Raw genomic sequence first — 16,971 nt, 5'->3', positions numbered from 1 at the left:
TATGGAAGCCCTCTGGCAGCGCACCGGGGATCCTTTGGGCGACTTCATCCGCCTCGTCCTCCTCGTGGAGGAGCTTTTGGAGCGCCTAGGGGCCCCCAAGGAGGACACCCTGGGGGCCAAGCTCCGCTCGGGAGCGGCGGAGGCCTTCTTCCAGAGCCACCCCGAAGGCCCGGCCCTCCGGGGGAGGCTTTGGCGGCTCGTGGAGCTGAGGAACGCCGTGTTGCACGAAAGGGCCGAGGTGCCCTCCTGGGCCTTCTCCGAGGGACGGGACCTCGCGGCCCGGCTCCTCGCCGCCGTGGAGCGCCAGGGGTTTTACAGCCGGGAGGAGTGGACGGCCAGGATGGCCTTCCTGGAAGCCCCCGCTCCGCCCACCCCCCAGGCCTTCCCCGAGGTCATTCCCCCGGAAAGGGCCAGGTCCCCGGAGGCCGAGGAGCGCCCCCCGGGGGCCTGGAAAACCCTCCCCTTCCCCAGGAGGCCCCTGGCGAAAAGGGCCCTAGCCCCTCCGCGGCGCCGGATTCCGTGAGAGGGCCTTTTCCAGCTCCTCGGGGAAGCGGTAGACCCCCACGCCCTCCCCGCCCTCCAGGGCCATGTAGACCAGGTTGGGGCTCGCCGGAGGCGGGGCTCCCCGCCAACGCCGGGCCACCATGAGCCCCCTGGCCTCCACCCCGCCCACGGAGCGCACCAGCTCGGCCATGATAGGGGCCCGCTCCCGCAGACCCTCGTCCGTGGGCTTGCACTCCACGAACCAGAGGGCGCCCCGGTGGAAGAAGACCCCGTCCACCTCGGTGGACTGGGGGGCCAGGGCCTCATTGCCCCCCAGGGGCACCAGGTGCCCGCCCATGCGGGCCTGGCCTCCTTTTGGGGCCAGGTGGGCGTTCAGGTGGCTGTAGACCGCGTACTCCAGGGGAAGCCCCTTGAGCCTGGAAAGGCGCTTCGGGGGGAAGGCCTGGCCGAAGCGCTTTTTCCAGAACTTCAGGAACCGCCGCACCAAGGGGGAGGCCTCCCAGGAGGTCTGCACCTCGTCCCACCGCCTCAGGATCTCCTCGGCCAGGGCGAGGAGCCCGGGGTCGGGCCGGGCGTCGGGGTACTCTTCCTCAAAGCGGTACCCCCGCAAGGCGAGCAAGTCCTCAGGCCTTCCCTCCTCCCAAGGCACCTCCGCCTCCCCCCCGTCCAGAAGGAGGAGGCGGTCCCCATCCAGGTAGTGGGCACGGGCCCCATCCCGCAGGGCCAGGTAGAGGCCCAAGGCCATGGCCGTGGTCCCGCTGTTCAGGTTGGCGTGCACGGGGTGGCCCCGGCGCAGGGCCTCCTCCACCACGGGGGCGAGGAGGTCCCGCACCTCCCGCAAAGCCCAGGGCCCGGAAAGGAAGCTCCGGTGCACCCGCACCCCCTTGCCCCGGAAGAAGGCCTCCGCCCAGCGGAGGCGGCTTTCCATCTCGGGGGTGGTGAGGAGGTAGACCTCCCTGGGGCCGGCGTGGAGGTAGGCCGCATAGAGGGGAACGGCCTGCTCGGAAACCAGGGCCAGGAGAAGGGGCCCCTCCTGGGGCAGGGGCAGGGCCTTCTTGGAGGCCTTCCCCTTGATGAGGGAAGCCACCTCCTCTTCCAAAGGCCTGCCCGGGTCCACCAGGAACACCCCGTACTCCCGGGCCCAGGCCCTCCAGCGGGCGAAGACGTTTTCCCGCTCCTTAGGGTGGCGGGAGCGGAGGTGCGCCTTGTGGTATGGGACCACGGGCAGGCAGAGCTGGCCCCCCAGACGCTTGGCCTCGCCGGAGAAGGCGGAAAGGGCCTTCCGGGACATGTCCTTGGCCTCGCCCCCCAGATGGGGGCGCACCCAGTACCAGTAGGGAAGGCCCCGGTGGACCACGAACACCCCGCCCTCCCGGCCGGGAAGGCGGGCCGCCTGAGCCCCAGGGGGGAAGGCCCCGGGCGGGGAAACCCGCTCCCAGGCCTCCCCCAGGGGCTCCAGATAGAGCCTGGCGTACTCCTCCAGGGTGAGGGCCTCGGCCTCAAGGGAGCGCTCCTCCTCCCGGGGCCAGAGGAAAAGGGCCCTGGGCGCCTCGAGGGCGCGGTGGCCCTCCACGAGGAAGACCCGGGCGCCGGGCCGCCGCCAGTGCCCGAGGAACCGGACCGCCCAGTACTTGGCCCCTCCCGTGAGGTTCACCCAGACCTCCCGGGCCTCCGCTTCTTCCAGTCCCTTTTCTAGGGGCCTTTCCTCGTAGAGGACGCCCTTTTCGGAAAGGAGGCGGAAGAAGGCCTGGCGCTTTTTCCCGTACTCCTCGTTCCACGCCGGGAAGGAGTAGAAGACGGCCTTCGCCACCCTCCCCGCCTCCCGCTCCACCACCTTCAAGCCCAAGTAGGCCGGGGCCGGGTCGTTGCCCAGAAGGCACAGGTACACCGGGGCTTGCATGGACGCCTCCTAGGGAAAGGATACAAGCCCAGGCCCGAGGCCATCCCCTTACGGGGCTCAATCCCTTGCAACGCATGGGCGCAAGGGCCGCGCGGCGCGCAGCCGCGGCCACACGTCGCAATCCCCTTACGGGGCTCAATCCCTTGCAACCCATGTCTGGAGCAACGGCGAACTCAGCGCAACGGAGAAGCGTCGCAATCCCCTTACGGGGCTCAATCCCTTGCAACACCGGGGCTTGCCTGGGGCATCAGCTGGCCCAAAGAAGGAGTCGCAATCCCCTTACGGGGCTCAATCCCTTGCAACGACCAGGGGCGCATCATCGGGGTGCGGCGGCTCCTCGCGTCGCAATCCCCTTACGGGGCTCAATCCCTTGCAACGAATCTCAAAGGGGGTGAATCTCATGGTTCGTTGGAGAATGTCGCAATCCCCTTACGGGGCTCAATCCCTTGCAACACCAAGGAAGACGTGGGCGAAGGCGACTCCCTTAAAGGTCGCAATCCCCTTACGGGGCTCAATCCCTTGCAACGGGATACGCGGTCGGCGCTAGGCCGCGCGGCGCAAAGGTCGCAATCCCCTTACGGGGCTCAATCCCTTGCAACGAGAAGAAGCTCAAGGGGCGGGGGTACATCCTCACTTGTCGCAATCCCCTTACGGGGCTCAATCTCTTGCAACTTATGAAGCTGGACGACCTCTACACCCTTACCTGTCGTCGCAATCCCCTTACGGGGCTCAATCTCTTGCAACCCCTCTTCGCGTACCGCGAGTTAGGGGGCGTAGAGGGAGTGTCGCAATCCCCTTACGGGGCTCAATCCCTTGCAACATGAACTGATCCAGGAGGCTCTGGAGAGGAGTTTGAAGGAGCACGTCGCAATCCCCTTACGGGGCTCAATCCCTTGCAACGGGAAAGGGTGTGGGAAGTGCCTCGGGGCGGGGCGCTTCGAAGTCGCAATCCCCTTACGGGGCTCAATCCCTTGCAACTCAGGGCCCGGCTCACAACCGCACCCCCTCCGAGACCAGGTCGCATGTATCTTGCCCCCTGAGGGAGGCCCCACCGCCCCGGTTGCCGGGCCACCACGCCCGCGGGATTGATCGGTAGCCACCCACCCCGGCCTCCCCGCCGCACAGTATCCCGGTCGTCAAAGACCGCATCCACATGGAAGGCCCACAGGGTCGGGTGGCCACCTCCCTCAGGTTACCAAAAGGAGAGAGCCCATGACCTTCGCCGGCATTGACGTCAGCAAAACCCACCTGGACCTGGCCCTCGTCTCCAACTCCCCCAAACCCACCCGCCTCCGCTTCCCCAACTCCCCTGAAGGCCGTCAAGCCCTCCTCGCCGCCCTCGCCCACCACAACCCCGCCTGGGTCGCCCTGGAGCCCACCAGCGCCTACCACCTCCCCCTCCTCAAGCTCCTGGCAGAAAACCGCCTCCAGGTGGCCCTGGTCAACCCCTACCACCTCGCCGCCTTCCGCAAGGCCAAGGGAGAACGCCAGAAGACCGACCGCCAAGACGCCCTCCTCCTCGCCCGCTACGCCCAGGTCTACCACGAAGACCTCCGGGCCTACACCCTACCCCCAGAAACCCTCCGGGAGCTCAAAGCCCTGGTGGGCTACCGGGAGGACTTGGCCGGGCGGGAAAGGACCATCCTCAACCAGATGGAGGCGGCGGAGTGGGCGGGGAGCAAGGAGGTCCTCGCCCTCCTCCAGAAGGAGCTGGCCTGCGTGAAGGGGCTTCTCGGGGAGGTGGAGGCCAGGATCCAGGCCCTCCTCGCCACCCTCCCCGAGGCCGAGGTCCTGATGGCCCTGCCCGGGGTGGGGCCCCAGGTGGCGGCAGCGGTGCTGGCCCTCCTGCCCCCAGAGCTCTGGGGCCGGGCGAAGAGGGCGGCCTCCTACGCGGGGCTCATCCCCGAGCGGGAGGAGTCGGGAAAGAGCGTGGAGAGGAGTCGGCTCTCCAAAAAAGGGCCTCCCCTCCTGCGGCGAAAGCTCTACATGGGCGCCCTGGTGGCGGTGCGCCATGACCCGGAGATGCGGGCCTTCTACCACCGCCTGCTCTCGCGGGGAAAGAGAAAGAAGCAGGCGTTGGTGGCCGTGGCCCACAAGCTCCTCAGGCGGATGATGGGAAGGCTCAGGGAGTACTACGCAACCCAGCTAGATCAAGGGGTCGCTTGACAGGCAAGACAGTATCAATCCCCTTACGGGGCTCAATCCCTTGCAACTTCTTCTTCTTCTAACCCACCCCAAAGGGCCGCTCTGTGGTCGCAATCCCCTTACGGGGCTCAATCCCTTGCAACCTCGGGGCGGCGGTGCCCGAGCCCACGGCCTTCCCGGGTCGCAATCCCCTTACGGGGCTCAATCCCTTGCAACATCTTGAATAGAGGCGCAACTAGCGGTCCACCCCCTCGCACCGTCGCAATCCCCTTACGGGGCTCAATCCCTTGCAACAGGTCCTCCCCCGGCTAGCTCCGGGGACTACATCCCCGGTCGCAATCCCCTTACGGGGCTCAATCCCTTGCAACTGCGCCTTGACGTGGTCGTCCCCGGGCGCCTTATCTACGGGTCGCAATCCCCTTACAGGGCTCAATCCCTTGCAACAGAGGTGGTAGAGGCGGGAGGCGATGGCGCGGAGGGTTGTCGCAATCCCCTTACGGGGCTCAATCCCTTGCAACACCCGCCCTGAAAAGACTCGGAGCCCTCCTCAAGGTCGTCGCAATCCCCTTACGGGGCTCAATCCCTTGCAACCGGAGGCGCCCGAGGTCAACGGCCCACTACCGGGCCTCGGGAGTCGCAATCCCCTTACGGGGCTCAATCCCTTGCAACCCGGGAAAATGCCGCCCCGGGGGGAGAAGGGGGCCCCTCCGGTCGCAATCCCCTTACGGGGCTCAATCCCTTGCAACGGTACCCCCCAAAGAACCCCGTCCTGGACGGCGCCGCCAGAGGGGGGGTTTGTGAGAAAGATGAAGCTTGGAATATGCACACGGCGAATAATGAGGGTTTTTGAGGGCTTACACCGATAGAAAGCCACAGGAGGAAGGGGCGATGAAAAGAAAAAGCGCATATTCGCCTTCCGCAAGGGAAAAGCTGGCTTTCAAGATCCCCGTCCGGAGGTCCGGACAAAGGCATTATAGCACCTCGCTGAAACGGTGTACCCCGTCCAAATGTGCCTCAAAAAGAACCTTCGCTACTTTACTTCCCTTTGCGATAGCGAGAAAAATGCCTGTTCCGTCGTGTCAAGTGGCCCCTGGCCCCGGAGGAAAGGCGCACGCGCTTAGCCCGCGCCACGGGGCGCACCGAGGCGGAGGTCCTCCGCCTGGCCTTAGACCTCCTCCCGGAGGAGGAGGCCCCCTGCTCCTGGCCCTGGCCGAGGAGGGGCTTTTGGAGGTGGCCGACCGGGCCGTGACCCCGGCCCAAATGGAAGAGGCCTACCGCCGCTACCTGGGGAAGGTGGCCGGGCTCGGGCTCGCCAAAGCGGTTCTGGAAGACCGGGAGGGGCGGTGATCCCAGGTCAAGGCGCCAGGGCTCTGACCCGCGCCACCTTCCTGCTCCGCCAAGGCCGGGACCAGGGCGGCTAAAACCCCAGGGGGACGGGCTCCGGGGAAAGGGGGCCGAGAGCGGTCCGGGCCTCGAGGTCCTGGAGGAGGCCCTGGGCCAGGCGGGCGATCCCCTCCACCGCCTTGGGCGAGGGCACGTCAAAGCCGTGGACGAGGAGGGCGCTGTTCCTCCCCTTGAGCGCCCCGGCGAGGCCCCGAAGCTCCGCCAAGGAAAGGCGGCCAAGCGCCTCATCCCCCTTCAGGCGGAGGAAGGCGAGGAGGTCCAAAAGGCCGAGCTTGGCCGGAAGGCGCACCTCCTCGGGCAAAACCCCAAGAAGCTCCGCCAGGGCCTTCCGCAAAGCCTCCGCCTCCTCCGGGGAAAGCCCCGGGGCCTCGGCCCGCCTGCCGAGAAGGGCGAGCCTTTCCTGCAGGAGGAGCTCCAGGGCCCGGTAGGCGTAGAGGGCCGCGAGGACGGCGGCCTCTTCCTTGGCCTCCTGGGCGAGGTGCAAAAGGGTTCGGGCGAGGCCGTACACCCCCTCCTTAAGGGCGAAGTCCCGGGCCTTCAGGAAGCGGTCCACGGCCTCGAGGAGGGCCACCTGGGCCTCGAGGGCCTCCCTCCGGGCGTTCAGGGGATGGTTCAGCCAGACGTTCTGGGAGAGCTGGCCAAGGAGCTTCCTCCCCGCCTTCAAGGCCTCGCCGAAGTCCAAGGCCCGCCAGGCCCGGTACATCTCCGCGAGGAGGGCGTAGAGGGCGTAGGCCTGGTTCCCCGTCCTCCCCACCATGCCGCGGAAGTAGGCCGCCGCCTGGCCGAACTCCCCCTTCCCGTAGAGCTCCTTGGCGAAGAGGGCGTCCACCTCCGCCAGGGCCTCGTGGGGGTTAGGGAGGATGCGGAGCTTTTCCGTGCCCGCCCGGGGGCGGCGGAGCTCGGGGTCGTAGTCCTCGTTGTCCACGTAGACCACCCGCACCTTGGGGTAAAAGCGCTGGAAGAAGAAGCCCGCGGCGGCAAGCCCCGCGCTCATGGCCTTGGTGCCGCTGGTGAGGTCCAGGGCCACGGGCACCTCCGGGTGCTTCTCCAAAAGCCGCTTCACCTCCCGGTAGATGGCCTCCACGTCGCTCTTGCCGATCTCCACGGGGTAGAGGTCCTTCCCCGTGTCCTGGCGAAGCCTGGGGAGGAAGCGGGCGCTTTCCGGAGTGTGGAGCACGTAGACCCGCTCCGCCCCGGCCCCCAAGATGGCGAGGGCCGTGGCCTCGGGGCTCGTCCCCAGGGTGTGCACGGACACGGCGAAGGCCTGGGGAAAGGGGTAGACCCGGGGCTTCTCCCGCCAGAGGGCGAGGAGGGCAGGCCAGACCATCTCCTGGTAGAGGGCCTGGGGGTTGCCCCCCGCCCGCACCGCCTCCCGGTACCGCTCCCAAAGGGCGTCAAGGTCCTCCACGCTTCACCTCCTAGAGGGGCTCTAGCCTCCCCACCATCCAGCCTAAGGGGTAGCCGTCCACAGGGTTCTGGGCCCCCGCGGTCTTCCGGGTCTTGGGCTCCTGGGCCTCGGGGTGGTCCTCGGGAAGGAGGAGGGCGAGGCGCAGGGCGAGCCTCCCCGAGCCAAAGCCCACCCGGAGGGGGAAGGCCTCCGGGTCCTGAAGCCGCTCCCTTAGGGCCCGGTAGACCTCCAGGGCCCGCTTAAGCCTGTGCTCCTCGGCGAAGCCCTCCTCCCACTCCGCCACCTTCCCGTAGTAGTCCCTGAGGGCCCGGACCAAGTCCTCCGGGGGAATGGGCATGGACACCCCCCGCTCCCCATCCCCGTCCCGGCTAAGGCCCTCGTGGTAGCGGAGGGTGAGGGCGAAGCGGGTGCCTATGCGGAAGGTCTCCGCCAAGAGGACCATCCTCGAGGTGTCCTTGTGAGGGTGGAAGACCCCGAGGCGGTTCAAGAAGGTCTCCACCGGCCCCGAGTCCGAAAGGCGCACCGCCCGGAAGGGGTCGCGGTAGAGGTCCAAGGACATCCGCCTCCCTTTCCCCTCGCGGGCGTAGCCCAGGACCGCGCCCTCAAAGGCCTGGTTCTCGTAAAGGCTGGGGTTCCGGGAGGGGTAGACGTGGGTGCCCCCGTCCCCCTCCCGCCAGGCCCTGAGCCGCCACACCCCCTCCTTCCGGTCAAAGACCGCCACCTTGCCCTCCCTCACCAGGACGTGGAAGAGCCAGGCGGTGCGCAAGGCCCCCTTGACGCTGGAACCGGGGAGGTAGGCCCCCAGGGGGGAACGGGGAAGGGGGCGGTACTCCAGGAGGGCCTCCTCCGTGGCGGAGCGAAGGGCTTCCAAAAAGGCCTTGCTGGCGGGGAGGGTGTGGAGGACGGCCTCCCGGGGAAGCTGGTCTTCTTCCAGGAGATAGCGCAGGACCTCCTGGGCCGCCTTGGGGCCCTGGGCCACCTTCTCCAGGTACTGGCGGCGCCTAGCCTCGGGGAGGGCGAGGAGGAGGGCCGCGGGGTCCAGGAGGTGGACCGCCTTCCTGGCGAAGTCCGGCACGTAGGCGTAGGCGGGGTAGGCCTCCCCGGTGCCCACGTGCACGGGGCTTAGGGCCTCCAGCTCCAGGCGAAAGCTCCTCAGGAACCTCATACCCTCACCCCCAAGGGAAAGACCACGAGGGCCTCCCACACCCGCGCCCCCGCCTCCGGGGGCTCCGTGGGGGTCACCTCCAGCAGGCGGTGGGTGGGCCCCCGGTAGACGCTCCCCTCCTTGGCCCTTAGGTAGGGCCTTTTGAAGGGCCGGGCCCCCACGTAGGCCCCCCCGAGCCTGCCCCAGTAAGGCTCCACCTCGTAGTAGAGGGCCTCTTCCAAGGGCCCCGGAGCCAGGGTGGCGTAGGCGTTCGGCTCCTTGGCCTCGGGAAGCTCCACCGCAAAGGGGCCTTCCACCCGGAAGCGCCCGAGGCCCAGGCTGGCCTGCCCCCCGTAGCCCATTTCCCCCACGAAGGCGAGGGCCTCCCCGAGGTCAAAGGGGGCCTCCCCCAGGACGTAAAGGGCATAGGGGGTCCTGGGGTCGGGGAAAAGGTACTCCTGGGTGAAGAGGACGCCGGGGCGGGCCGTGCCCGCGGCCCGGTCCACCCCCACCCGGGTGCGGCGGAGCCTCCGCATCTCCGGGGGCCTGGCCTTTCCCTGGACCTCGGGGGCCTCGAGGAGGGCCTCCTCCCCCCTTTCCGCCAGGGCCTGGAAAGTGTCCAGGCGCACCAGGGAGAGGCTCTTCAGGGCCTTCCGCAGGGTGGTTTCCTCCACCTGCACGGGGGGAAGCTTGGGCCGGGGAAGCCAGCCCTCGGGGTAGACGCTGGAAAGGCGGAAAGGGGGCTCCTGACGGAACCTCTCTAAAAGCTCCTCCAAAGCTTCCCGCCCGTGGGTGTACCGGTACCACCAGAAGAGGTGGCCCAGGAGGGTGGGGGCCCGGGGGAGGGCCTTGAGGGGGCCTTGGAAGTAGAGGCGGAAGAGGGTCGCCCGCATCCAGGCCCCCTAAAGGACCACTTCCTCCACCTTGAGCCTTTCCTTTAGGGGCCAGCCCTCCTGGTCCTCCGTAAGCCTTTCGGGGTGGAGGAAGTAGACCTGGCCGTAGCCCCGGCTGATGTGCCCCCCGAGGCCGTCCAGCTCCAGAAGCTCCAGGGCCCGGAGGAGGTATTTCCCGAAGTACTCCTCGTCCAGGTCGTCCAGCACCCGGTAGGTCATCTCCACCCTAAAGCGGGCCCCGGCGGGAACCCTTTCCGTGGTGCGGGGGTTGGCGTTTCCGCCCAGGCGGGGGATGAAGACCTCCTGCTTGATCTCCGTGTAGAGCCCGCCCCTGGCGGAGGTGCGCTCTAAGGCCTCCTTGGCGTCCTCCGTGAGGTAAGCGTCCCGCACGAGGAGCCTCGTGGGGCCCCGCTCCCGGGCCACTGCCAAAGACCTCTCGTCGTTCTCCGGGGCCAGGCCGAAGATGCGGGCCACGGGGTCCTTGGGGTCGGGGGAGGCGTAGACCTGCCTTTCTTTGGCCTTCAGGATGTAGTCCCCGCCCAGGCTCCACTCCAGGAGGTAGCGGAGCTTCCCCTTGAGGCTGGAGCCGGGGATGTAAGGCTCGTCCGTGAGGGGGTTGCGAACCACGGGGTTGTCCAGGTCGCCGATGGCCATCTGGTCCCGGCTCATCCCGATCCTGAGGCCCGTCTTGGCCAGGAGCACCGAGCGGATGCGGATCACCTTCTTGAGCTTCATCCTCGTTCCTCCTACTTCGCCAAGGCGTAGAAGTAGGCGAGCACCGCCTCCACGTACTTCATCATCGCTTCAAAGTCCTTTGGGCTCCGCTTCCCCGCCTCGAGGGCCTCCTCCATGAACTCCACGAACTCCTTGGCGTCCCTCAAGGGGCCCTGGGAGCGGGTGTTGTAGAAGAGCTTGGCCCTGAGGAGCTCAAGCTGGGGGACGAGCCGGGCGAAGGCCAACTCCTCCCCTTCCTTGCGCCTCTCCCGCTCAAAGCGGTTCTCCAGGGCCCTGAGCTCGGCGAAGTAGTTGCGGAACTGGCTGGACTTGAGCTTCCCCCTGGCGAGCCCCTCCGCCACCTCCCGGGCCCGCTCAAAGACCTTGGGGTCCAGAACTCCCCGCTCCTTGTCCTTGAAAAACTCCAACGCCGGCATTCACACCCTCCTTTCCCGGTAAAGCGCCCACTGGACCCAGACGGGAAGGTAGGCCCAGGCCGGGTCCTGGTGGTCAAGAAGCTTTAGATACCTCTTCCACGCCTCCTCGTCCCGTTCCCGGACGCGCCTTAGGGCGTAGGCCAAGAGGGGCTTGTAGCGCATCCGCTCCCCGGGGTCCTCCAGGGGGGAGAACCTGCGCCAGAGGAGGAGCCAGCGGTAGACCTGGGCCCGGCTCACCCGCTCGGCCCGCAGGTCTTGGCGCAGGCCCTCGGCCCAGGCGCGAAGGCCCCGCAAGGTCTCCCACGGCACCGCCTGGCCGAAGAGGAAAAGCCTCTCCCGCCCCTCGGCCTTGGCCCGCTTCTCCGCCTCCCCCAAAAGCCGGGCGAGCTCGGGCACGGGGAGGCTCGGCGGGACGAGGAGGAACCCCCCGGAGAGGGTGAGCCGCGGGTGGCGGGTGAAGAGGCGGTAGAGCCTCTCCAGGTCCAGGGCGAAGTCCAAAAGGGCGTCCCAGGGCCCGAGGAGGAAGAGGTCGTCCCCCCCGGAGTAGACGCTGTAGAGGAGGGGGTAGCGGGCCTCCTTGCGCTGGGCCTCGAGGTCGTCCCACCCAAGCCGCTCCCGGTAGCGCCGGGGCTCCTCCAGGAGGGTGAGGACCTCCGTGGTGAAGAAGACCTCCAGGGTGCGGGAGAGGGCGGCGAGGCGGCTCGGGGTGGCGAGGTCCCGCCCCTCGCGGCGGAAGCCTGTGGCGAAGGCCTCCCCCATGCGGTCGGCGTCCAGCATGAGGGCCCCGAGGTAGGGGGCGCCCTCCGAGAGGGCGGCGAGTTCGGCGAAGGTGAGGACCTTTTCGGGATGGGGCTCCTCGTCCTCCAAAAGCCCCTCCTCCTCGGCCCAGGCCCGGTAGGCCTCCAGGCTCCACCCCTTGGCCTTCAGGGCGTGCTCCACCCGGGGCAGGTGGCCGAGGAGGGGCTTGGCCTCCGAGGGGTCGGGCCAGGGGGCGAAGTCCAGCCGGGCGCGGAAGAGGTGGAAGGCCCCCTCCAACGGCCCCCCCAGGCCCACCTTCAGGCCGGGAAAGTCCAGGTAGGGCCTCGGAGCCTCTTCCAGGAAGAAGCCCACCCGGTCGCTTCGGGGAAGCCGGGCCCCGAGGGCCGCCTCCCGCTCGCAGTCCGGGCAGAGGCTTCCGGGCTCGTCCCTTCGGGCGGGCTCCAGGCCGCAGGCGGCGCAGGGGCGGAGGGGCGCCCCCAGGACCCCCCCCGTGGAGGCGAGGAAGGCGAAGGGCCTGAGCTTCTCCCGGGCGAGGGCCTCGTGGAGGCGCTTGAGAAGGGCGGCGAAGTCCCGGAAGTCCTGCCCCCGGAAGGCCACCCAGGCCAGGTGGGGCACGAGGCTTCCCCCCCGCTTGAGGGCCCACCTCCCCCAGGCCTCCCTGGTCCCCTCCAGGGCCGCCCTCGCCTCCTCGGTGTTGGGCAGGAGGAGGTAGAACTTGCCCCCCGCCCCCAAGATGCGGTTCAGGGAGGTGAGGCCCAGGCGCCAAAGAAGCCCCAGGGCCATGGCCTCCGCGGCCAGGCTCACCTCGAGGCTCCTCGCCCGAAGCCGCTTGGCGATGCCCCCCACTCCCGCCTCCGCCCCGGCGATGCGGTAGATGTGCCCCTGGATGCCCCCCATGTCCCCCACCACCAGGAGGAACTTCTCCCCGTCCTGGCGCAGGTTCTGTGCCGAGGGGCTTCCCCCGTGGAAAAGCCACAAGGCGTGGGCGATGGCCGCCGTGAGGCGCAGGTGGTCGTAGAGGGAGACGTCCGGCTCCGACTGGGTGTCCGAGGGCACCAGGGAAAGGGTCTCCTGGAGGGCCAGGGCCAGGTTCAGGACAAGGGCCTCCTTGCCCAGGGAGAAGCGGGCCATCTCCTCAAGCCGCCCCTCCAGCCGCTCAAGAAGCCGCTTGTAGACGTCTTTGGAGACGTTGGGCCGCTCCTCCGGGTAAAGCCCCCCGGCCTCGAGGCCCACCCGCCCCCCGGCCCCCACGGGGCTGTACCCTCCTTCCCTCCCCTCCTCGCCCCCCAGGAGGAGCCTGCGGAAGGGAGGGGAAAGGGGCACCTCCGGAGGGCTTCCCCCACCCTCCCCCTCCTCCCGCTCCTTGGAGGCGTAGGTGTCCGCCAGGGCCACGCACCACTCCTCGGGGGTCTCGGGCCGGTACTGGGGGCGGTCCCGCCAGCCCTCGTGGTGGCGGCTTGCCGTCCGGGCGAGCCAGTCCGGGTCCAGGCCCGCCCCGCGAAAGAGCCCGGCATGCTCCCGGACGAAGTGGGCAGTGTAGGCGGTGTGGGTGCGGTCGGGAACCTGATCGTCCCGCTCGCCCCAGCGGGCGCGGGAATAGAGCTTGCCCACGTCGTGCAAAAGTCCCGCCAGGGCCACGCTCAGGCCGTCCCCAAGCATGGCCCGAGTATAAACGGGCCTCCCCAGGACCCGTGTGAAGTGTGCACGCGGGGCCTCACAGCACCTGCACCTCCCGGAGCTCCGGCAAAGGCCCCACGCCCAAAACCTCCACCTGGCCCGCCACGGGGTAGATGCGCAAGGCGTCCTGGCCCAGGTCCAAAAGCCGCCTGGCCCTCCGCCGCAGGTCCTCCAGAAGCCGCTCGTCCAGGTAGCACTCAAACACGGAGAGCTGGACCCGCTCCCCGTAGCTTTTCAGGAGGTTGGCCAGCTTCACCCGGCGAGTGTCGTCCGGAATGTCGTACGCCACGGCATAGAGACGCTTGCCCATGGGAAAAGGCTAGCCAAAGGCCCCCGCGAGGCGCAATCCCCTTACGGGGCTCAATCCCTTGCAACAAGGAGGTCAAAGATGAAGGACAAGGTCAGGATAATCAAGAAGTCGCAATCCCCTTACGGGGCTCAATCCCTTGCAACTAACGCCGAACACGGTGCGGTACCAAACCCTGACCGCCAAGTCGCAATCCCCTTACGGGGCTCAATCCCTTGCAACGGAGTATGAGCTACTGCGGTTGCACTTGCCCCAGCTGCGGGTCGCAATCCCCTTACGGGGCTCAATCCCTTGCAACTCCGCTGGTGGAGGGCGGGGGGGACCACCGAAACTTTCAGTCGCAATCCCCTTACGGGGCTCAATCCCTTGCAACTCTCATGGTTTATCCGAATGACTGGCTCGTAATTAAGAAAGTCGCAATCCCCTTACGGGGCTCAATCCCTTGCAACTGGAGGGGGAGCTGGTGGAGGGCGGCCTCACGGTGATGGCGTCGCAATCCCCTTACGGGGCTCAATCCCTTGCAACGAAGAAATGAGGATAATTCAGGCTCTAGATGCGCTGATGAGGGTCGCAATCCCCTTACGGGGCTCAATCCCTTGCAACCTACACTGTTCGCAACGGAAGACACTTCGGTCTGCTGAAGTCGCAATCCCCTTACGGGGCTCAATCCCTTGCAACGGCCATGTACGCCGGGTGGAAGCTCGGAAGGAGGGTGCGGTCGCAATCCCCTTACGGGGCTCAATCCCTTGCAACCGACGACAGGGCCGCCCCCCACGAGGGGTGGGACTGGTCGCAATCCCCTTACGGGGCTCAATCCCTTGCAACATGTGTCTGGGGCTAGCGGCATTCCCTTTGGGCGGGTTGTGTCGCAATCCCCTTACGGGGCTCAATCCCTTGCAACGAGCCCCAAGGCCATAGCCGAACAGGCCCGATTAGAGCAGTCGCAATCCCCTTACGGGGCTCAATCCCTTGCAACCATGCCATACCCGCTCACGGAGTGGGAAGAGGTCTGCCTAGGTCGCATGTATCTTGCCCCCTGAGGGAGGCCCCACCGCCCCGGTTGCCGGGCCACCACGCCCGCGGGATTGATCGGTAGCCACCCACCCCGGCCTCCCCGCCGCACAGTATCCCGGTCGTCAAAGACCGCATCCACATGGAAGGCCCACAGGGTCGGGTGGCCACCTCCCTCAGGTTACCAAAAGGAGAGAGCCCATGACCTTCGCCGGCATTGACGTCAGCAAAACCCACCTGGACCTGGCCCTCGTCTCCAACTCCCCCAAACCCACCCGCCTCCGCTTCCCCAACTCCCCTGAAGGCCGTCAAGCCCTCCTCGCCGCCCTCGCCCACCACAACCCCGCCTGGGTCGCCCTGGAGCCCACGGGCGCTTACCACCTCCCCCTCCTCAAGCTCCTGGCAGAAAACCGCCTCCAGGTGGCCCTGGTCAACCCCTACCATCTCGCCGCCTTCCGCAAGGCCAAGGGAGAACGCCAGAAGACCGACCGCCAAGACGCCCTCCTCCTCGCCCGCTACGCCCAGGTCTACCACGGGGAGCTCTGGGCCTACACCCTCCCCCCAGAAGCCCTCCGTGAGCTCAAAGCCCTGGTGGGCTACCGGGAGGACTTGGCCGGGCGGGAAAGGGCCATCCTCAACCAGATGGAGGCGGCGGAGTGGGCGGGGAGCAAGGAGGTCCTCGCCCTCCTCCAAAAGGAGCTGGCCTGCGTGAAGGGGCTTCTCGGGGAGGTGGAGGCCAGGATCCAGGCCCTCCTCGCCACCCTCCCCGAGGCCGAGGTCCTGATGGCCCTGCCCGGGGTGGGGCCCCAGGTGGCGGCAGCGGTGCTGGCCCTCCTGCCCCCAGAGCTCTGGGGCCGGGCGAAGAGGGCGGCCTCCTACGCGGGGCTCATCCCCGAGCGGGAGGAGTCGGGAAAGAGCGTGGAGAGGAGTCGGCTCTCCAAAAAAGGGCCTCCCCTCCTGCGGCGAAAGCTCTACATGGGCGCCCTGGTGGCGGTGCGCCATGACCCGGAGATGCGGGCCTTCTACCACCGCCTGCTCTCGCGGGGAAAGAGAAAGAAGCAGGCGTTGGTGGCCGTGGCCCACAAGCTCCTCAGGCGGATGATGGGAAGGCTCAGGGAGTACTACGCGACCCAGCTAGATCAAGGGGTCGCTTGACAGGCAAGACAGTATCAATCCCCTTACGGGGCTCAATCCCTTGCAACCCTTCAGTCCCGGCCCGAGGCCGCTCACGCCCTCATCATGGTCGCAATCCCCTTACGGGGCTCAATCCCTTGCAACCGAAAGAACATGCCGAAGCCGTCGTCGTTGGACTGCCACATGTCGCAATCCCCTTACGGGGCTCAATCCCTTGCAACGGTACCCCCCAAAGAACCCCGTCCTGGACGGCGCCGCCAAAGGGGGGGTTTGTGAGAAAGATGAAGCTTGGAATATGCACACGGCGAATAATGGGGGTTTTTGAGGGTTTACACCAATGGAAAGCCACAGGAGAAAGGGGCGATGAAAAGAAAAAGCGCATATTCGCCTTCCGCAAGGGAAAAACCGGCTTTCAAGATCCCCGCCCGGAGGTCCGGGTTGGCAAGAGTATAGCACACACCGCAACGTTGCACCAGGTTAAAATATCGGCGAAGAAACGCCTCCCAAAGTGAGCTTTGTTTGAAAAAGCGCAAAGAAAGCCAGTTGCATCGCAATGTTGCGGATAAGTATAGCAAGAGTTGCCCCTACCGCCATAGGTAAAAGGGAGTGTAGCGCCCCCGCCCCAGAAGGGCCGCCTTCAGCCGCTGAGCCTGCACCTCAATCGTCTCCCCCAGGGGCTTGCGGAACCCCAGGGGATGGCTCACCCCCTCCAACAAGCGCTCCTCAAAGAGCTGGATGAGCCGCCTCCGCCCCTCCTCGTTCAAGTAAACGCCCCCCTCCCGCACCTCAGCGTGGGATGGGGTGAGGAGGCCCCGCCGGAAGGCGGAGAGGACCACCTGGTCCACCACGGGCACCCGGAACTCCTCCATGAGGTCCAAAGCGAGGGCGGGGCTCCGTCGCCCCTCGGCGTGGAGAAAGCCCACCTCGGGGTGGAGCCCGGCGAGCCGCACCGCCACAAGAACCCTCCCCAGGAGGAGGGCGTAGCCGTAGGAGAGGGCGGCGTTCACCGGGTCCCTTGGGGGCCTGCGGGTGCGGCCCCCGAAGCCGTAGGGGCCGAGGAGCCGGGCAAGGCCCTGGAAGTAGACCCGGCTCCCCTCCCCTTCCGCCCCCCGGAGGCGCTCAAGCTCCGAAGCCCCCTCGGCCCGGGCCAGGGCCTCCACCACACCTCCCGCCTCGGGCAGGCGGTGGCGCTCCAGAAGGGCCAGAGCCGAGCGAAGCTTCCCCACCACGAAGGCGCGGGCCAGGGGAAGGCCTTCGGCGGCGAACTGGGCCCGGAGGTGGGCCGGGTGGGGGTCGGGATAGGCCCCCGCCACCCCGTGGAGAAACCCTTCCAGGGAGTAAAAGAACACCGGGACCCCCTGCCGCAGGAGGAAAACGAGGGCGGGGGTGGAAAGCCGCACGTTCCCCCAAAGGGCCACGGAGCGCACCTGCCGGGCGGGGAAGCCCGCCACCTCCCGCCCCTCCTCCTCCAAAAGGAGCCTCCCCTGGCGGAGGCGCAAGGTGGCCCCTTGGCGGGTGAGGTGCAGGGTCATGG

The 16,971-nt window shown here is 67.7% G+C and carries 14 protein-coding genes and 3 CRISPR repeat arrays; of the genes, 5 read left to right on the top strand and 9 right to left on the bottom strand.

The annotated features are described in order from the left end of the window. The first annotated feature begins 1 nt into the window (after position 1). Positions 2-523 carry a hypothetical protein gene (locus tag TTH_RS10795; RefSeq protein WP_011174453.1) on the top strand — a complete coding sequence of 174 codons (522 nt, stop codon included), beginning with the start codon at positions 2-4 and terminating at the stop codon, positions 521-523. Here the strand turns inward: TTH_RS10795 and TTH_RS10790 are convergent. After that, a complete protein-coding gene (locus tag TTH_RS10790; protein ID WP_011229147.1) occupies positions 494-2,404 on the bottom strand; it encodes a PDDEXK family nuclease in 1,911 nt (636 codons plus the stop codon). The genes TTH_RS10795 and TTH_RS10790 overlap by 30 nt on opposite strands. Before the next feature lie 36 nt (positions 2,405-2,440). Continuing rightward, positions 2,441-3,382: direct repeats of the CRISPR family, unit length 36 nt; unit sequence GTCGCAATCCCCTTACGGGGCTCAATCCCTTGCAAC. A gap of 234 nt (positions 3,383-3,616) precedes the next feature. Between TTH_RS10790 and TTH_RS10785 the strand changes: the two genes are divergently transcribed. Both TTH_RS10785 and TTH_RS11735 read left to right on the top strand, forming a co-directional pair. Beyond that, positions 3,617-4,570 carry an IS110-like element IS1000B family transposase gene (locus TTH_RS10785; protein ID WP_011228296.1) on the top strand — a complete coding sequence of 318 codons (954 nt, stop codon included), beginning with the start codon at positions 3,617-3,619 and terminating at the stop codon, positions 4,568-4,570. A gap of 10 nt (positions 4,571-4,580) precedes the next feature. Continuing rightward, a CRISPR array of direct repeats spans positions 4,581-5,295; the repeat unit is 36 nt; unit sequence GTCGCAATCCCCTTACGGGGCTCAATCCCTTGCAAC. 478 nt (positions 5,296-5,773) lie between these two features. Then, on the top strand, positions 5,774-5,896 hold the full coding sequence (locus tag TTH_RS11735; RefSeq protein WP_024119953.1) for a hypothetical protein: 123 nt from the start codon (positions 5,774-5,776) through the stop codon (positions 5,894-5,896). A gap of 70 nt (positions 5,897-5,966) precedes the next feature. Here the strand turns inward: TTH_RS11735 and csm6 are convergent, their stop codons facing one another. Genes csm6 through cas2 form a run of 7 tightly spaced genes read right to left on the bottom strand, consistent with a single transcriptional unit; the run spans position 5,967 to position 13,295 of the window. Continuing rightward, positions 5,967-7,361 carry a type III-A CRISPR-associated protein Csm6 gene (csm6, locus tag TTH_RS10780; RefSeq protein ID WP_011229148.1) on the bottom strand — a complete coding sequence of 465 codons (1,395 nt, stop codon included), beginning with the start codon at positions 7,359-7,361 and terminating at the stop codon, positions 5,967-5,969. Between the two features lie 10 nt (positions 7,362-7,371). Next, the gene (gene csm5, locus TTH_RS10775) at positions 7,372-8,526 is read right to left on the bottom strand and encodes a type III-A CRISPR-associated RAMP protein Csm5 (RefSeq protein WP_011174458.1); all 1,155 of its coding nucleotides are present in this window, start codon (positions 8,524-8,526) and stop codon (positions 7,372-7,374) included. Then, positions 8,523-9,398 (bottom strand): type III-A CRISPR-associated RAMP protein Csm4, encoded by an 876-nt coding sequence (csm4, locus tag TTH_RS10770; RefSeq protein ID WP_011229150.1) that lies wholly within the window; start codon positions 9,396-9,398, stop codon positions 8,523-8,525. The genes csm5 and csm4 overlap by 4 nt, the downstream gene beginning before the upstream one ends. Positions 9,399-9,407: 9 nt before the next feature. Beyond that, on the bottom strand, positions 9,408-10,133 hold the full coding sequence (csm3, locus tag TTH_RS10765; RefSeq protein WP_011229151.1) for a type III-A CRISPR-associated RAMP protein Csm3: 726 nt from the start codon (positions 10,131-10,133) through the stop codon (positions 9,408-9,410). 11 nt (positions 10,134-10,144) lie between these two features. Beyond that, positions 10,145-10,549: a type III-A CRISPR-associated protein Csm2 gene (gene csm2 / locus TTH_RS10760; RefSeq protein ID WP_011174461.1), complete on the bottom strand. Its 405-nt coding sequence runs from the start codon at positions 10,547-10,549 to the stop codon at positions 10,145-10,147. After that, entirely contained in the window at positions 10,550-12,967 is a 2,418-nt protein-coding gene (gene cas10 / locus TTH_RS10755) for a type III-A CRISPR-associated protein Cas10/Csm1 (RefSeq protein ID WP_011229152.1), read from the bottom strand. It abuts the gene before it with no gap. A 55-nt stretch (positions 12,968-13,022) separates the two neighbouring features. After that, positions 13,023-13,295 (bottom strand): CRISPR-associated endonuclease Cas2, encoded by a 273-nt coding sequence (gene cas2 / locus TTH_RS10750; RefSeq protein WP_011174463.1) that lies wholly within the window; start codon positions 13,293-13,295, stop codon positions 13,023-13,025. 29 nt (positions 13,296-13,324) lie between these two features. After that, a CRISPR array of direct repeats spans positions 13,325-14,268; the repeat unit is 36 nt; unit sequence GTCGCAATCCCCTTACGGGGCTCAATCCCTTGCAAC. Positions 14,269-14,504: 236 nt separating this feature from the next. Between cas2 and TTH_RS10745 the strand changes: the two genes are divergently transcribed. Both TTH_RS10745 and TTH_RS10740 read left to right on the top strand, forming a co-directional pair. Beyond that, positions 14,505-15,458, top strand: a complete 954-nt coding sequence (locus tag TTH_RS10745; protein WP_011229153.1) for an IS110-like element IS1000A family transposase — start codon at positions 14,505-14,507, stop codon at positions 15,456-15,458. A 251-nt stretch (positions 15,459-15,709) separates the two neighbouring features. Next, entirely contained in the window at positions 15,710-15,949 is a 240-nt protein-coding gene (locus tag TTH_RS10740; RefSeq protein ID WP_164926115.1) for a hypothetical protein, read from the top strand. Positions 15,950-16,021: 72 nt separating this feature from the next. Here the strand turns inward: TTH_RS10740 and cas1 are convergent, their stop codons facing one another. After that, positions 16,022-16,969 carry a CRISPR-associated endonuclease Cas1 gene (cas1, locus tag TTH_RS10735; protein ID WP_011229154.1) on the bottom strand — a complete coding sequence of 316 codons (948 nt, stop codon included), beginning with the start codon at positions 16,967-16,969 and terminating at the stop codon, positions 16,022-16,024. Positions 16,970-16,971: the final 2 nt, after the last annotated feature.

It is taken from the genome of Thermus thermophilus HB8, assembly GCF_000091545.1.
Taxonomy (GTDB): Bacteria; Deinococcota; Deinococci; order Deinococcales; family Thermaceae; genus Thermus; species Thermus thermophilus.
This window is presented reverse-complemented; position numbering and strand designations above follow the sequence as displayed.

What these genes read in the sequence shown, in the direction of transcription:
- TTH_RS10795 (WP_011174453.1), top strand. Translation starts at nt 2, where the DNA reads ATGGAAGCCCTCTGGCAGCGCACCGGGGATCCTTTGGGCGACTTCATC.
- TTH_RS10790 (WP_011229147.1), bottom strand. Translation starts at nt 2,404, where the DNA reads ATGCAAGCCCCGGTGTACCTGTGCCTTCTGGGCAACGACCCGGCCCCG.
- TTH_RS10785 (WP_011228296.1), top strand. Translation starts at nt 3,617, where the DNA reads ATGACCTTCGCCGGCATTGACGTCAGCAAAACCCACCTGGACCTGGCC.
- csm5 (WP_011174458.1), bottom strand. Translation starts at nt 8,526, where the DNA reads ATGAGGTTCCTGAGGAGCTTTCGCCTGGAGCTGGAGGCCCTAAGCCCC.
- csm4 (WP_011229150.1), bottom strand. Translation starts at nt 9,398, where the DNA reads ATGCGGGCGACCCTCTTCCGCCTCTACTTCCAAGGCCCCCTCAAGGCC.
- csm3 (WP_011229151.1), bottom strand. Translation starts at nt 10,133, where the DNA reads ATGAAGCTCAAGAAGGTGATCCGCATCCGCTCGGTGCTCCTGGCCAAG.
- csm2 (WP_011174461.1), bottom strand. Translation starts at nt 10,549, where the DNA reads ATGCCGGCGTTGGAGTTTTTCAAGGACAAGGAGCGGGGAGTTCTGGAC.
- cas10 (WP_011229152.1), bottom strand. Translation starts at nt 12,967, where the DNA reads ATGCTTGGGGACGGCCTGAGCGTGGCCCTGGCGGGACTTTTGCACGAC.
- cas2 (WP_011174463.1), bottom strand. Translation starts at nt 13,295, where the DNA reads ATGGGCAAGCGTCTCTATGCCGTGGCGTACGACATTCCGGACGACACT.
- TTH_RS10745 (WP_011229153.1), top strand. Translation starts at nt 14,505, where the DNA reads ATGACCTTCGCCGGCATTGACGTCAGCAAAACCCACCTGGACCTGGCC.
- cas1 (WP_011229154.1), bottom strand. Translation starts at nt 16,969, where the DNA reads ATGACCCTGCACCTCACCCGCCAAGGGGCCACCTTGCGCCTCCGCCAG.